The sequence below is a fragment of the Variovorax sp. 54 genome (genome assembly GCF_002754375.1).
Classification (GTDB): domain Bacteria; phylum Pseudomonadota; class Gammaproteobacteria; order Burkholderiales; family Burkholderiaceae_C; genus Variovorax.
Genome location: NZ_PEFF01000001.1, coordinates 2,827,978 through 2,840,493, shown reverse-complemented (window position 1 = coordinate 2,840,493; position 12,516 = coordinate 2,827,978). Strand labels below are relative to the sequence as shown.

Sequence of the window (12,516 nt, the reverse complement as noted above, 5' to 3'; positions counted from 1 at the left end):
CTTCCTTCAGGGCGAGAACGCCGGCTTCAGCCGAAGTTCTTGGCCGCAAAGTCCCAGTTGGCCAGCTTGGCCAGGAAGGTCTCGACGAACTTCGGGCGCATGTTGCGGTAGTCGATGTAGTACGCGTGCTCCCACACGTCCACCGTCAGCAGCGCGGTGTCGGCGGTGGTCAGCGGCGTGCCGGCGGCGCCGGTGTTCACGATGTCCACCGAGCCGTCGGCCTTCTTCACGAGCCACGTCCAGCCCGAACCGAAGTTGCCCACGGCCGACTTGACGAAGGCTTCCTTGAAGACGTCGTAGCTGCCCCACTTGGCATCGATGGCCTTGGCCAGTGCACCGGTGGGAGCGCCGCCGCCTTGCGGCTTCATGCAGTTCCAGAAGAAGGTGTGGTTCCAGATCTGCGCGGCGTTGTTGTAGATGCCGCCGGTGGACTTCTTGATGATCTCTTCGAGCGTCATCGCTTCGAACTCGGTGCCCTTTTGCAGGTTGTTCAGGTTCACCACGTAGGCGTTGTGGTGCTTGCCGTGGTGGAACTCGAGCGTTTCCTGCGAGTACTCGGGGGCCAGCGCGTCGATGGCGTACGGCAGCGGGGGAAGGGTGTGTTCCATGGGGGTCTTTCTTTCTAGTTGGTGGATAAAAACAAGATGGTGCTTCGGCGCTTCAGGCGCGTGCCTTGGGCACGACGCGGTACGCGCAGCGCCGCGCGCCTGCAAGCACGTGCTCGACACGGCTCACGTCGGCCTCGGGCCCCAGCACCTCGTCGAAGAGCTGCAGCTCGCTGCGGCAAAAGCCGGTGCAGGCCTGCGCCGCGGTGCAGATGGGGCAGTGGTTCTCGATGAAGAGAAAGCCGTCGCCCTCGGCCCGGTACTCGGCCATGTAGCCCTCGCGGCTGCGGATGTCCGCCAGCCGTTCGAGCCGCGTCTCGAGGTTGCGCGCGCCGCGCATGGCCTCGGTGTAGGTGGCGCGCATGGTGGCTTCGCGCGCGCCGATGAGCTGGTCCATGCCCTTTTCGCCGAACACGCTGATCACGGCACTGATCATCTGCACCGTCATCTCGGCGTGCGTGTCGGGAAAGCGCTTGTGCCCTTCGCCGGTGAGCCGCCAGATCTGGGTCGGACGGCCGCGGCCGCTGGAGCGGCTCTCGGCGTCCACCAGCCCTTCGGTCTCGAGCTTGGACATCTGCTGGCGCACCGCCTCGACCGTCACGTTCAGCACCTTGGCGATGTCGGGGATGCCGAGCGCGCCGCGGGTCTTCAGCGTGGAGAGGATGCGGTCTGCCGGCTGGTGCGGCATCCAGGTGGGCTTGGTGGCATCGGGGGCGGACATGGCAGCTTCGGTCGTGGGGAGGGAAAACAGCGTCATTGTCAGGTCGTTGGGCCTCCCCTCAAATCCGTGGGCGCTTGCCAGCCTCCGCCGAGCGCTTTGTAAAGCGCCACGAGGCTGGTGAAAGAAGCCGTTTCGGCCTCGGCCACGGCGTCTTGCGCACGCAGCAGGGTGCGCTGCGCGTCGAGCACGCTCAGGTAGGGCGCGGCGCCTTCGCGGTAGCGCACCTGGGCCAGCTCGGCGGCGCGGCCGCTGCGGGCCGAGGCCTCCAGCAGCCGCTGCAGGCGCAGCTGGTTCTGGCCGTAGCCGGTGAGGGCGTTCTCCACGTCCTCGATGGCGCGCAACACGGTCTGTTCGTAGACGGCGCGCTCGCCCTCGGCACGGGCTTCGGCGCCGCGCAGGCGGGCCTTGACCGAGCCCAGCCGCAGAGCCGGCCAACTCACGCCGGGCGTGACGCTGAAGGCGCGGCTCGACGAACTGCCCAGGTCGGCGCCGCGCAGCGCGATGAACCCCAGAAAACCCCCGATGTCGACACGCGGATACAGCTCGGCCGTGGCCGCGCCCACATCGGCGGTGCTGGCCGCCAGGCCGCGCTCGGCGCGCAGCACGTCGGGCCGGCGCCGCAGCAGTTCGCCGAGGTCGCCGATGGGCAGGCGCTTGTCGAGCACGCGCAGCGCTTGCGGCTGCAGCATCGGCACCAGCTCGGCCGGGCGCAGGCCCGCCAGCACGGCGACGCGGTAAGCGGCCTGTCGGCGCGCGGTTTCGAGCGCGGGCAGCTGGCTCTCGGTGCTGGCCAGGTTGGCCTGCGCGCTCGCCAGGTCGCCTTCGAGTCCGCGCCCGGTCTGCACCTGCGCCTCGGTCACGCGCAGGCTCTGGCGCAGGCTGTCGAGCGTGCGCTGCGTCACGGCCAGGCGCTGCTCGGCGCCGCGCATTTCGTAGTAGTTGCGCGCCAGTTCGGCCACGGCCACGATGCGCACCTGTTCGAGGTCGGCTGCGCTGGCCTGGGCGCGCGCGGTGGCGGCTTCGTCCATCCGTTGGAGTCGGCCGAACAGGTCGATCTCCCAACCGGCGTCGAAGCCCGCGCGGCTGCTTTGCGCCAGCGTGCGCGCATCGGCCGGCACGCCGTTGCCCTGCGCGATGCTGCGTGTCTTGCTGGCGCCCAGCGTCACGACGGGCAGGCGGTCGAGCTCGGCCTCGGTCTGCATCGCACGGGCTTCGAGCAGCCGGGCCTGCGCGATGCGGATGTCGTGGTTGCCGGCCAGCGCGCGTTCGATGAGCGCGTCGAGCTGCGGGTCGTCGAGCTGGCGCCACCAGTCGCGCTGCACCGCGTCGGGCGCGAACAGCGCGCGCTCGGGCGCAGAGATGGCCACCGGCGCGTCGTTCGGCGCGGCGTACTTCGGACCGACCGCGCAGCCGGCCAGCACCAGCACGCTGAGGGCGAACGGCGCGGCGTAAGAGAAGAGTCTTCTTGTCATGGTCATGCTCCCGGTGTCATCAGGCGGGGTCGCCGGCGGGCTCGCGCGCCACCAGCGCTTCGAGTTCGGCGGTGCGCGCCGAGCGGCCCACCGTGCGGTGGTCGCGCGCCAGCAGCGTGTACATGGTGGGCAGCACGAACAGCGTGAACAGCGTGCCCACCAGCATGCCGACCACGATCACCAGGCCGATGCTGAAGCGGCTGTTGGCGCCCGCACCGCTCGCGAACAGCAGCGGCACCAGGCCCACCACCATCGCGGCTGTGGTCATCAGGATCGGGCGCAGCCGGATGCGCGCGGCCTGCTCGATGGCGGCGCGGCGGTCCAGGTTCTGGCGCTCCTGGATCTCGTTGGCAAACTCCACCATCAGGATGCCGTGCTTGCTGATGAGCCCGATGAGCGTCACCAGCCCGATCTGCGTGTAGATGTTGATGGTGGCAAAGCCCAGCGCCAGCGGCACCAGCGCGCCGCAGATCGACATCGGCACGCTGATCAGAATGATCAGCGGGTCGCGCAGGCTCTCGTACTGCGCGGCCAGCACCAGGTAGATCACCACGATCGCGAACACGAAGGCCATCACCAGCGCCGAGCCTTCCTGCGTGAACTGGCGCGCGTCCGACTGCCAGTCGTAGCTGAAGCCGGCCGGCAGCTTCTTCGCCTCTTCGCTCAGGAACGCCACTGCGTCGCCCATGGTCACGCCAGGCATCGGAATGGCCTGGAAGGTCGAGGCATTGAGCTGGTTGAACTGCGTGAGCTTGTTGGGGCCCACGCTCGTCGACAGCGTCACCAGGTTGGCCAGCGGCACGGGCTGGCCGCTCGCGCTCTTCACGAAGTAGCGCGACAGCGCCTCGGCCGTGAGCCGCTGGTCGCGCGGCGACTGCGGAATCACGTCGTACGAGCGGCCGTCCATGCCGAAGCGGTTGACGTAGTTCTCGCCCACCAGCACCGCCAGCGTGTCGCCGATGGCCTTCATGGTCACGCCCATGCTGTTGGCCTTGGCGCGGTCCACGCGCACTTCGGTCACGGGGTTGTTGAACTCCAGGTCGCTGTCGACCACGGCGAACTTGCCGCTCTCGCGCGCCGCCTTCTTCAACGTTTCCATCGCCTCGAACACCGTGGCGTGGTCGCCCGCGCTGCGGATCACCATCTGCACCGGAAGCCCACCGGTCGAACCGGGAAGCGACGGCAGCTGAAAGGCGAACACGCTGCTGCCTTCGACCTCGTTCATGCCGCCCTGCACGTCGGCCTGGATCTGGTCGGCGTTGCGCTCGCGGTCTTTCCAGTCGGACAGCTGCACGCCGCCGATGCTGTTGGAGACACCGTCCGAGCCGTTGATGAGCCAGCGGCCGGTGTTCTCGGGCAGCTTGGCCAGCACCGCGTCCCACGTCTGGCCGAACTTCTCGACGTAGTCGATGTTGGCGTGCTGCGGCGACTTGATGACGGTCATCACCATCGCCTGGTCTTCACCGGGCGCCAGCTCGCGCTGCGCGGCGTTGTAAAGGAAAGGCAGGCTCACCAGCACCGCTGCCGCGAGCAGGCCCGTCACCCAGCGGTGGTGCAGCGACACGTCGAGCAGCCGGCCATACGCCGTGGCGAGCTTGTGGAAGAAGGCTTCGGCCATGCGGGCCACGCGGCCCGCGCTGGCGTCCTGCGGCAACAGGAAGGACGCCATCACCGGCGACAGCGTGAGCGCGATCACGCCCGACACCACCACCGCGCCTGCGAGCGTGAAGGCGAACTCCTTGAACAGCGAGCCTGTGAGCCCGCCCATGAGGCCGATGGGCGCGTACACCGCGGCCAGCGTGAGCGTCATCGCGATCACCGGACCGGCCACTTCGCGCGCACCGATCAACGCGGCCTGCACGCGCGACTTGCCCTCTTCGATGTGGCGGTGCACGTTCTCCACCACCACGATGGCGTCGTCCACCACCAGGCCGATGGCCAGCACCATTGCGAGCAGCGTGAGCAGGTTGATGCTGAAGCCGAACAGCAGCATCAGCGCCGCCGCGCCCAGCATCGACAGTGGAATCGTCACCACCGGAATGAGCACCGCGCGCAGCGAGCCCAGGCAGAGAAAGATCACCAGCACCACGATGGCGATGGCTTCGAGCAGCGTCTTCTGCACCTCGTCGATCGAGGCCTCGATGAAGCGCGCGAGTTCGAAAGGCAGCTGCACCTCCACGCCCGGCGGCAGGTTCTGCTTGATGCCGGGCAGCAGGTCGCGGATGCGCTTCACGATCACCAGCGGGTTGCCGTTGGGCGCGGCCTGCAGGCCGAGGTAGATGGCCTTGTCGCCGTCCATCGTCGCGCTGCTGTCGGCACTGGCCGCACCGAGTTCCACGGTGGCCACGTCGCCCAGCCGCACGATGGCTTCACCGTCGCGCTTGATCACCATGTCGCGGAACTCGGCCACGTTCACCAGGTCGGTGTTCACGCGGATGTTCGACACCACGTACAGGCCCTTCACCTGCCCGGGTGCGGCCTGCACGTTGTTCTGGCGCAGCGCGTCGGCCAGCTCGCCGGCCGAGATGCCGCGCGCGGCCATGCGGTTGGCGTCGAGCCACACACGCATTGCCAGCGTCTGCCCGCCCGACACCTCGACACCCGACACGCCCTCGATCGACGCGAACTGCGGCTGCACCACGCGCGAGAGGTAGTCGGTGAGCTGCGGCACCGGCATGGTCTTGCTTGAGAAACCCACGTACGCAACCGCCGTGGCCTCGCCCGCCGACTTGAGGATCACCGGATCGAAGGCCTCGGCCGGCAGCCGGTACTTCACCTGGCTGACCTGCGCCATCGCCTGCGTGAGCGCCTGGTTGGCGTCGGCGTTGAGCTTCATGCGCACGCTGATCACGCTGCGGCCCAGCGTGGACGACGACGAGAGGTAGTCGACGTTCTCGATGGTGGCCACCGCCTGCGCGATGGGCTGCGTGACGAAGCCCTGCATCAGCTCGGGCGAGGCGCCGGGGTACTGCGTGGTGATGGTGAGCGTGGTGCTTTCGGTGAGTGGGTACTGGCGCACCGGCAGGTCGCCCAGCGCGCGGGCGCCGAGCAGAAGAATGAGCGTGCTCACCACCAGCGCCAGCACGGGCCGGCGCACGAAGAGGTCGGTGAACTTCATGACTTCGGCTCCGTGAGGGCCAGCGTGTCCTTCGCGGCCGGCGCCACGGCCGCGCCGTTGTACAGGCGCAGCTGGCCCGAGGTGACGACCTGCTCGCCGGCCTTCAGGCCTTGTTCGACCACGACCAGCCCGTCCTGCCGCTCGCCGGTCTTCACGAACACCTGCTGCACCGAGAAGCCGTCGCCCTTTTCGCCGGCGCGCACCACGAACACCGAGTCGCCGTGCGTGCTGTAGGTGATGGCGGTTTCAGGCACGGCGATGGCGTCGGCGCGCGGGGGCAGCGCGACTTTGCCGTTGACGTACATGCCGGGCGTGAGCGCGCCGTCGGCGTTGTCGACCGTGGCCTGCAAGCGCACGGTGCGCGTGTCGCTGCCGATCATCGGTTCGATGGCGCTGAGCTTCGCGGGGAACACGCGGCCCGGGTAGGCATCGACCGCGAGCGCCACCGCCTGGTTGCGCTTGAGCGCCGGCAGCGCGGTCTCGGGCAGCGTGAGGTTGGCAAAGAGCGTGCGGCTGTCGGTCAGCGACACCAGCGCATCGCCGGCGCGCACGAACTGGCCGAGGTTGACCTTGCGGATGCCCAGCACGCCGTCGAACGGCGCCTTGATGTGCTTCTGTTCGATGAGCGCCTGCACGCGCCGCAGCTCGCCGCTGGCCTGGTCGAACGCGGCCTGGGCTTGCTCCATCTGCTCCTGCGTGGCGGCCTGCTGCGGCAGCAGGCGGCGCGTGCGTTCGAGCAAGGCCCTGGCATTGGCCTGCTGGGCGCGCAGCCGTTCGAGGTCGCCCTGCTCGGGCGCGTCGTTGAGCTGCACCAGCAGCTGGCCGGCACGCACCTGCGCGCCCGGCGTGAACAGGATCTTCGCGACCCGTCCCTCCACCTCGGCCGGTACTTCGACCTGCCGGTTGGCCTCCAGCGTGCCGATGCCGCTGAGAAAGCGCGCCATCTCGGTCTGCCTCGCGGGGGCCACCGCCACCTTGGCCGGCGGTGTGGCGCCGTCCTGTGCATGGGCCGGCTGGAATTTCGCCACGAGCCCGTAGCCCGCCGCGCCCAGCACCGCGACCGTGAGACCGGCGCCGAGCCAGGTCCTGGATTGTTTGTTCATACGCAACCTGCTCTTTTATCAAAGAAAGTACTTTGATTATTAGATCGCGTCCGAACGATGTCGAGAACGACGTGGCAATGGCCTCGATAGGGCAGGGCTATCTTTTGCGTTGCGTGCATGCGGGGTGCTCCGGGTGGTGGCGCGGGGACATCCCCGCATCCCGAAGACGGGCAGCCCGTCGCGTTTGTGACGCGGCGGCCGCGTGCAATCGCCGTGCGGCCGCCGGGACATCGCTCGTGCCGCCAAGGGCCGATGTACATTGCGACCTGCGCATGAACCTATTCAGCATGGCCACCAAACCCCGCAAGAAGTCCTCGGCTGTCACCGAGGACGAGGTCTTCGACATTGCCGCCGACCTGTTCCGGGCCATGGCCGCGCCCATGCGGCTGAAGATCGTGAGCCTGCTGTGCAACGGCGAGAAGAACGTGAGCGAGCTGCTCGCGCAGATCGACACCACGCAGCCCAACATGTCGCAGCACCTGAACACGCTCTACCAGGCAGGCGTGCTCGCACGACGCCGCGACGGCGTGAGCATCTACTACAGCATCGCGAACGAAACCGTGGTGGCGCTGTGCCGCAGCATCTGCGTGCAGATCGCCATCGAGCAGGAATAAGAAGAAGAGAAGAAGGCCGGCGTCAGCCGGCTTCTGAACTTCAGGGCTTCAGGTAGACGTAGCCTTCCTTCGCCTGCAGCCGCGCCACCTCGGCCACGCCCGAGGGCACGATCTTGGTTTCCATCAGCAGCTTGCCCGCGTCGATGTTGCGCGTGGTCAGGGTGTTGTTGCACACCTTGAACTCCACGCCGCGCCCGGCCAGTGCGCTCACCGGTCCGCTGAACTCGCGGCCCTTGCTGTCCTTGGCGTCGGTCAACAGGAAGTCGATGCCGGGGCCGTGCGTGACCACGACGATCTTCGCCTTCGGGTCTGCGTTCAGGTGGTTCGTGATGTTCGCAAGGATGGCTGCGCTGTTCTCCACGCCGGTGTTCACGTGGTAGACCACCTTGGTCTCCTGCGCGCCCGCGAACGTGGCGACCATGGCGAGCAGGAAAGCGATGAATGCGTGTCTCATGGGGAAACCCTCTGGCTGTTGTCGTTGCCCGCAAAATATCATCTTCTGCTTATATTTACAGCCGGGCAAGCCCGCGGCCCTCGCCGCCCAGCCCGCAGGAGACGACCCACGATGTTCCCGTGCCGGCCCACCGCCGTTCGCGCGAAGGCGCTGTTGATGTGCGCTGCGCTCTGGTTGAGCGCCAGTGCCGCGTTCGCCGCTCCCGAGATCCGCCCGCTGCCGGTGGCGCCCGACATCTACTACGTGCAGGGCATCCCCGCGCTCGGCTCGAAGGAGAACCAGAACTTCATCTCGAACGCCGGCTTCGTCATCACGCGCGACAGCGTCGTGATGATCGACGCGCTCGGCTCGCCCGCCGTTGCCGAGCGCATGGTGGCCGAGATCCGCAAGCTCACGCCCAAGCCGATCAGCCACGTCATCCTCACGCATTACCACGCCGACCACATCTACGGCCTGCAGGTGTTCAAGGCGCTGGGCGCGCAGATCGTGGCGCACACGCGGGGCAAGACCTACCTCACGTCCGATACCGCACGGCTGCGGCTCGAGGCCTCGCGCCAGGAGCTCGCGCCGTGGATCGACGAGCGCACGCGGCTGGTGCCGGCCGACGTGTGGATCGACGGCCGCACCGAGCTGACGATCGGCGGCACGCGCTTCGTGATCCAGCCCGCGGGCCCCGCGCACACGCCCGAAGACCTGGCCATCTTCCTGCCGCAGCAGAAGGTGCTGTTCACCGGCGACATCGTGTTCCGCAACCGCACGCCCTACGTGGGCTCGGCCGACAGCCGGCACTGGATCACGTCGCTCGACGCGCTGCTCGCACTCGACGCGCGCACCATCGTGCCGGGCCACGGCCCCGCGTCGGACGACCCGGCGCAAGACCTGCGGCAGACGCGCGACTACCTCGTCTTCCTGCGCGGCGCGATGCAGAAGGCCGCCACCGAGATGACGCCCTTCGACGAGGCCTACGCGGCCACCGACTGGTCGCGCTTCGAGGCCTGGCCGCTGTTCAAGGTGGCCAACCGCATGAACGCCTACAACACCTACCTGCTGCTGGAGCAGGAGGCGCGATGACCGGCGACCGCACGCGCCGGCAGCTCGTCGCGGGTTTTGCCGCGTGGTGCGTGGCGCCGACGGTTGTGCATGCGGCTGAGGTGCAGCAATTGCCCGCGCCCGTTTCGCTGACCGGTGCACTCGCGGCGGCGTTGGCCCGCTCGCAACCGCTGGTCGTCATGGCCAGCCTGCAGGGCTGTCCCTTCTGCAAGATCGTGCGCGAGCATTACCTCGTGCCCGAAGTCGCCGCCGGCTTGCCCGTGGTGCAGATCGACTTTCGCGACGCGCGCACCGTGCGCGACTTCGATGGCACAGCGCGCACGCACGACGCGCTCATCAAGGCGTGGAAAGTCACCGTCGCACCGACCGTGCTCTTCTTCGGCCGCAACGGCCGCGAGGTCGCCGAACGGCTGACCGGTGGCGATTCTGATTTCTACGGCGCCTACCTCGAAGCACGCCTGCAGCAAGCGCGCACCGCCGTCCGCAGCTGACGTTATGCATGGAGAAACCGAACGGGTTTCCCCCAAGAGCAAAGCCCTTCCCTTGTGCACGATCGTCCCTAAAATCAATACATAACGATTTACTTATTTAACGATGAAACCAGCCGCTTCGGGGCGCGTTTCGAGGAGACCGATTTGAAGTTGCTGTTGCCGTCGCTCGCCGTTGCTGTCACCACCCTGCTGCTGTCGACACCGGCCCTTGCCAACAAGGAGCTGGCCCAGAAGAACGCCTGCCTCGCCTGCCACGCGGTCGACAAGAAGCTGGTCGGCCCCGCGTACCTCGACGTCGCGAAGAAGTACACCGGCCAGGCCGATGCGCTCGCTGTGCTCACCGCGAGCATCCAGAAGGGCAGCACCGGCAAGTGGGGTGCCGTGCCCATGCCCGCGCAGCCTGCGATGAGCGAGGCCGATGCCAAGGCGCTGGCCGCCTGGGTGTTGGGTGGCGCCAAGTAAGGCGCACGGACGCGACGCCATGAGCGGCAGCATCCAGCAGACCGGGCAGGTGCGCAAGGCACCCGAGAATTTTCTCGACGCACAGGGCGTGCGTGCCGTCTTCGCCGAAGCCGGCAAGGGGCGGCGCGACTTCATCCGCAATGCCTTCGCCGCCGCCGTTGCAGGCACGGCGGCCACGTCGTCCGCGCTTGCGCAAACGCGCACCGCAGTGGGCGACGGCGACCCTGCCATATTGAATCTGCCCGCGCACAGCACGGGCCTCGGCCAGCCGGTGGTCACCGACGGCTACGGCAAGCCTTCCAAGTACGAAGCCAACGTGCAGCGCCGCCAGAGCCCGGGGCTCACGCCGACCGCGCAGGCCTCGGTGTCGTTCGCGCCGCTGCAGTCGCTGTTCGGCATCGTCACGCCCAGCGGCCTGCACTTCGAGCGGCACCACCAGGGCTGGTGGGACATCGATCCGTCCAAGCACCGGCTGATGGTCAACGGCATGATGAAGACGCCGAAGGTCTTCACGCTCGACGAGCTCATGCGGCTGCCGTCGGTGTCGCGCTTTCACTTCATCGAGTGCGGCGCCAACACCGGCATGGAGTGGGGCAACGTTGCGGTGCCGACGGCCCAGTACACGCACGGCATGCTGTCGTGCAGCGAGTTCACCGGCGTGCCGCTGATCACGCTGCTCGAGATGGCGGGCGCCGACCTCAAGGGCGAGCGCTTCGTGCTCGCCGAAGGCGCCGACGGTTCGTCGATGACGCGCACCATTCCCATGAGCCTCATCCGCTCCGGCGAAGTGCTCGTGGCCTACGGCCAGAACGGCGAGATGCTGCGGCCCGAGCAGGGCTACCCGCTGCGGCTCGTGGTGCCCGGCGTGCAGGGCGTGAGCTGGGTCAAGTACCTGCGCCGCATCGAACTCGGCGACCAGCCCTACGGCGCCAAGGATGAAACGGTGCACTACGTCGACCTCATGCCCGACGGCCAGCACCGCCAGTACACCAGCATCCAGGAATGCAAGAGCGTCGTGACCACGCCCTCGGGCGGGCAGATGCTGCTCGACAAGGGCTTCTACAACATCACCGGCCTCGCGTGGTCGGGCCGCGGCTCGGTGAAGCGCGTGGACGTGAGCGTGGATGGCGGGCGCAACTGGCGCACCGCACGGCTCGAATCGCCCGTGCTCTCGAAGTGCCTCACGCGCTTCAACATCGACTGGGTGTGGGACGGAACGCCGGCCATCATCCAGAGCCGCGCGATGGACGACACCGGCTACGTGCAGCCCAGCTACAAGCAGCTGCGCGCGGTGCGCGGCACACGCTCGATCTATCACAACAACGCCATCCAGTCGTGGCAGGTGCAGGCGAACGGGGAGGTGGCGAATGTCCAGCTTTCCTAAGCGCACGCTGCTCGTTCTTGCGCTCGCTTGCGGCGTCGGCGCTGCGGCATGGGCACAACCGAAGACGGCAGGCTACGCCGGCATCGGCCGCGACGCCACGCCCAAGGAAGTGGCCGCGTGGGACATCGACGTGCGCCCCGACTTCAAGGGCCTGCCGCCCGGCTCGGGCTCCGTCACGCGCGGGCAGGACCTGTGGGAAGGCAAGTGCGCCTCGTGCCACGGCGTGTTCGGCGAATCGAACCAGGTGTTCAGCCCGATCGTCGGCGGCACCACCGCAGAAGACATCAAGAGCGGCCACGTCGCGCGCCTGAAAGACCCGGCGTTCCCCGGCCGCACCACGCTGATGAAGGTCACGAGCCTGTCGACCGTGTGGGACTACGTGTACCGCGCCATGCCGTGGAACCAGCCCAAGTCGCTGACGCCGGACGATGTGTATGCCGTCACCGCCTACATGCTGAACCTCGGCGGCATCGTGCCCGACGACTTCACGCTGTCCGACAAGAACATCCGCGAGGTGCAGGCCCGCATGCCCAACCGCAATGGCGGCACCACCGCGCACGCGATGTGGCCCGGCAACGAACTCGGCCGCGCAGCCAAGCCCGATGTGTCGGCCGTGGCCTGCATGCGCGACTGCGTGCCGGCCGCATCGTCGGTAACGCAACTGCCGCCGCATGCGCGCGGCAGCCACGGCAACCTCGCCGACCAGAACCGGCTGGTGGGCGCGCAGCGCGGCATCGCCACCGCCGCGCCCGCTGCTGCAGTGAAGACCAGCGCACCGGCCGCCGCAGCACCGAAGGTGCCCGTCGCCTTGCTCGAGAAGAACAGCTGCACCGCCTGCCACGGCATGACGCAAAAACTCGTCGGCCCCGCCTTCTCGGACATCGCGAAAAAGTACCCCGGCCAGACCGACCACCTGCTGCAGAAGATCAAGGCGGGCAGCACCGGTGTCTGGGGGGCGATCCCGATGCCGCCGCAGACCCTCGGCGACGATGATGCCAAGGCCATCGCACGCTGGCTCGCCGACAGCGCCGGACCATGATTC

12 protein-coding genes are annotated in these 12,516 nt (G+C 68.0%); 6 read left to right on the top strand and 6 right to left on the bottom strand.

The genetic code is table 11. The features are described from left to right. Positions 1 to 26: 26 nt before the first annotated feature. Genes CLU95_RS13140 through CLU95_RS13120 form a run of 5 tightly spaced genes read right to left on the bottom strand, consistent with a single transcriptional unit; the run spans position 27 to position 7,019 of the window. Complete coding sequence (locus CLU95_RS13140; RefSeq protein ID WP_099793720.1) at positions 27 to 608, bottom strand: superoxide dismutase; 582 nt, start codon at positions 606 to 608, stop codon at positions 27 to 29. A 52-nt stretch (positions 609 to 660) separates the two neighbouring features. Beyond that, positions 661 to 1,326 (bottom strand): helix-turn-helix transcriptional regulator, encoded by a 666-nt coding sequence (locus CLU95_RS13135; protein ID WP_099797273.1) that lies wholly within the window; start codon positions 1,324 to 1,326, stop codon positions 661 to 663. A 38-nt stretch (positions 1,327 to 1,364) separates the two neighbouring features. Further along, complete coding sequence (locus tag CLU95_RS13130) at positions 1,365 to 2,804, bottom strand: efflux transporter outer membrane subunit (protein WP_099793718.1); 1,440 nt, start codon at positions 2,802 to 2,804, stop codon at positions 1,365 to 1,367. Positions 2,805 to 2,817: 13 nt separating this feature from the next. Beyond that, positions 2,818 to 5,916: a MexW/MexI family multidrug efflux RND transporter permease subunit gene (locus CLU95_RS13125; RefSeq protein WP_099793715.1), complete on the bottom strand. Its 3,099-nt coding sequence runs from the start codon at positions 5,914 to 5,916 to the stop codon at positions 2,818 to 2,820. Next, a complete protein-coding gene (locus tag CLU95_RS13120) occupies positions 5,913 to 7,019 on the bottom strand; it encodes an efflux RND transporter periplasmic adaptor subunit (RefSeq protein WP_099793713.1) in 1,107 nt (368 codons plus the stop codon). The genes CLU95_RS13125 and CLU95_RS13120 overlap by 4 nt, the downstream gene beginning before the upstream one ends. 287 nt (positions 7,020 to 7,306) lie before the next feature. Between CLU95_RS13120 and CLU95_RS13115 the strand changes: the two genes are divergently transcribed. Next, positions 7,307 to 7,633, top strand: coding sequence for an ArsR/SmtB family transcription factor (locus tag CLU95_RS13115; protein WP_099793711.1), 327 nt, complete (start codon positions 7,307 to 7,309; stop codon positions 7,631 to 7,633). Between the two features lie 40 nt (positions 7,634 to 7,673). On the opposite strand, the gene CLU95_RS13110 is transcribed toward CLU95_RS13115, so the two are convergent. Then, on the bottom strand, positions 7,674 to 8,087 hold the full coding sequence (locus CLU95_RS13110; RefSeq protein ID WP_099793708.1) for a DsrE family protein: 414 nt from the start codon (positions 8,085 to 8,087) through the stop codon (positions 7,674 to 7,676). 111 nt (positions 8,088 to 8,198) lie between these two features. Here CLU95_RS13110 and CLU95_RS13105 point away from each other — a divergent pair, with 111 nt between their 5' ends. The 5 genes from CLU95_RS13105 to CLU95_RS13085 all read left to right on the top strand — a co-directional run bounded on the left by CLU95_RS13105 (position 8,199) and on the right by CLU95_RS13085 (position 12,513). Continuing rightward, positions 8,199 to 9,158: an MBL fold metallo-hydrolase gene (locus tag CLU95_RS13105; RefSeq protein WP_099793706.1), complete on the top strand. Its 960-nt coding sequence runs from the start codon at positions 8,199 to 8,201 to the stop codon at positions 9,156 to 9,158. Then, positions 9,155 to 9,628, top strand: coding sequence for a hypothetical protein (locus CLU95_RS13100; RefSeq protein ID WP_257214616.1), 474 nt, complete (start codon positions 9,155 to 9,157; stop codon positions 9,626 to 9,628). Before CLU95_RS13105 ends, CLU95_RS13100 begins: the two co-directional genes overlap by 4 nt. A gap of 144 nt (positions 9,629 to 9,772) precedes the next feature. Next, entirely contained in the window at positions 9,773 to 10,090 is a 318-nt protein-coding gene (locus CLU95_RS13095; protein ID WP_218967438.1) for a c-type cytochrome, read from the top strand. Between the two features lie 19 nt (positions 10,091 to 10,109). Further along, the gene (gene soxC, locus CLU95_RS13090; RefSeq protein WP_099793704.1) at positions 10,110 to 11,474 is read left to right on the top strand and encodes a sulfite dehydrogenase; all 1,365 of its coding nucleotides are present in this window, start codon (positions 10,110 to 10,112) and stop codon (positions 11,472 to 11,474) included. Then, the gene (locus CLU95_RS13085; RefSeq protein WP_099793702.1) at positions 11,458 to 12,513 is read left to right on the top strand and encodes a c-type cytochrome; all 1,056 of its coding nucleotides are present in this window, start codon (positions 11,458 to 11,460) and stop codon (positions 12,511 to 12,513) included. The genes soxC and CLU95_RS13085 overlap by 17 nt, the downstream gene beginning before the upstream one ends. Positions 12,514 to 12,516 lie beyond the last annotated feature (3 nt).

Coding starts and splice junctions, on each gene's coding strand:
- CLU95_RS13125 (WP_099793715.1), bottom strand. CDS start 5,916: ATGAAGTTCACCGACCTCTTCGTGCGCCGGCCCGTGCTGGCGCTGGTG.
- CLU95_RS13100 (WP_257214616.1), top strand. CDS start 9,155: ATGACCGGCGACCGCACGCGCCGGCAGCTCGTCGCGGGTTTTGCCGCG.
- soxC (WP_099793704.1), top strand. CDS start 10,110: ATGAGCGGCAGCATCCAGCAGACCGGGCAGGTGCGCAAGGCACCCGAG.
- CLU95_RS13105 (WP_099793706.1), top strand. CDS start 8,199: ATGTTCCCGTGCCGGCCCACCGCCGTTCGCGCGAAGGCGCTGTTGATG.
- CLU95_RS13110 (WP_099793708.1), bottom strand. CDS start 8,087: ATGAGACACGCATTCATCGCTTTCCTGCTCGCCATGGTCGCCACGTTC.
- CLU95_RS13135 (WP_099797273.1), bottom strand. CDS start 1,326: ATGTCCGCCCCCGATGCCACCAAGCCCACCTGGATGCCGCACCAGCCG.
- CLU95_RS13120 (WP_099793713.1), bottom strand. CDS start 7,019: ATGAACAAACAATCCAGGACCTGGCTCGGCGCCGGTCTCACGGTCGCG.
- CLU95_RS13140 (WP_099793720.1), bottom strand. CDS start 608: ATGGAACACACCCTTCCCCCGCTGCCGTACGCCATCGACGCGCTGGCC.
- CLU95_RS13115 (WP_099793711.1), top strand. CDS start 7,307: ATGGCCACCAAACCCCGCAAGAAGTCCTCGGCTGTCACCGAGGACGAG.
- CLU95_RS13085 (WP_099793702.1), top strand. CDS start 11,458: ATGTCCAGCTTTCCTAAGCGCACGCTGCTCGTTCTTGCGCTCGCTTGC.
- CLU95_RS13130 (WP_099793718.1), bottom strand. CDS start 2,804: ATGACCATGACAAGAAGACTCTTCTCTTACGCCGCGCCGTTCGCCCTC.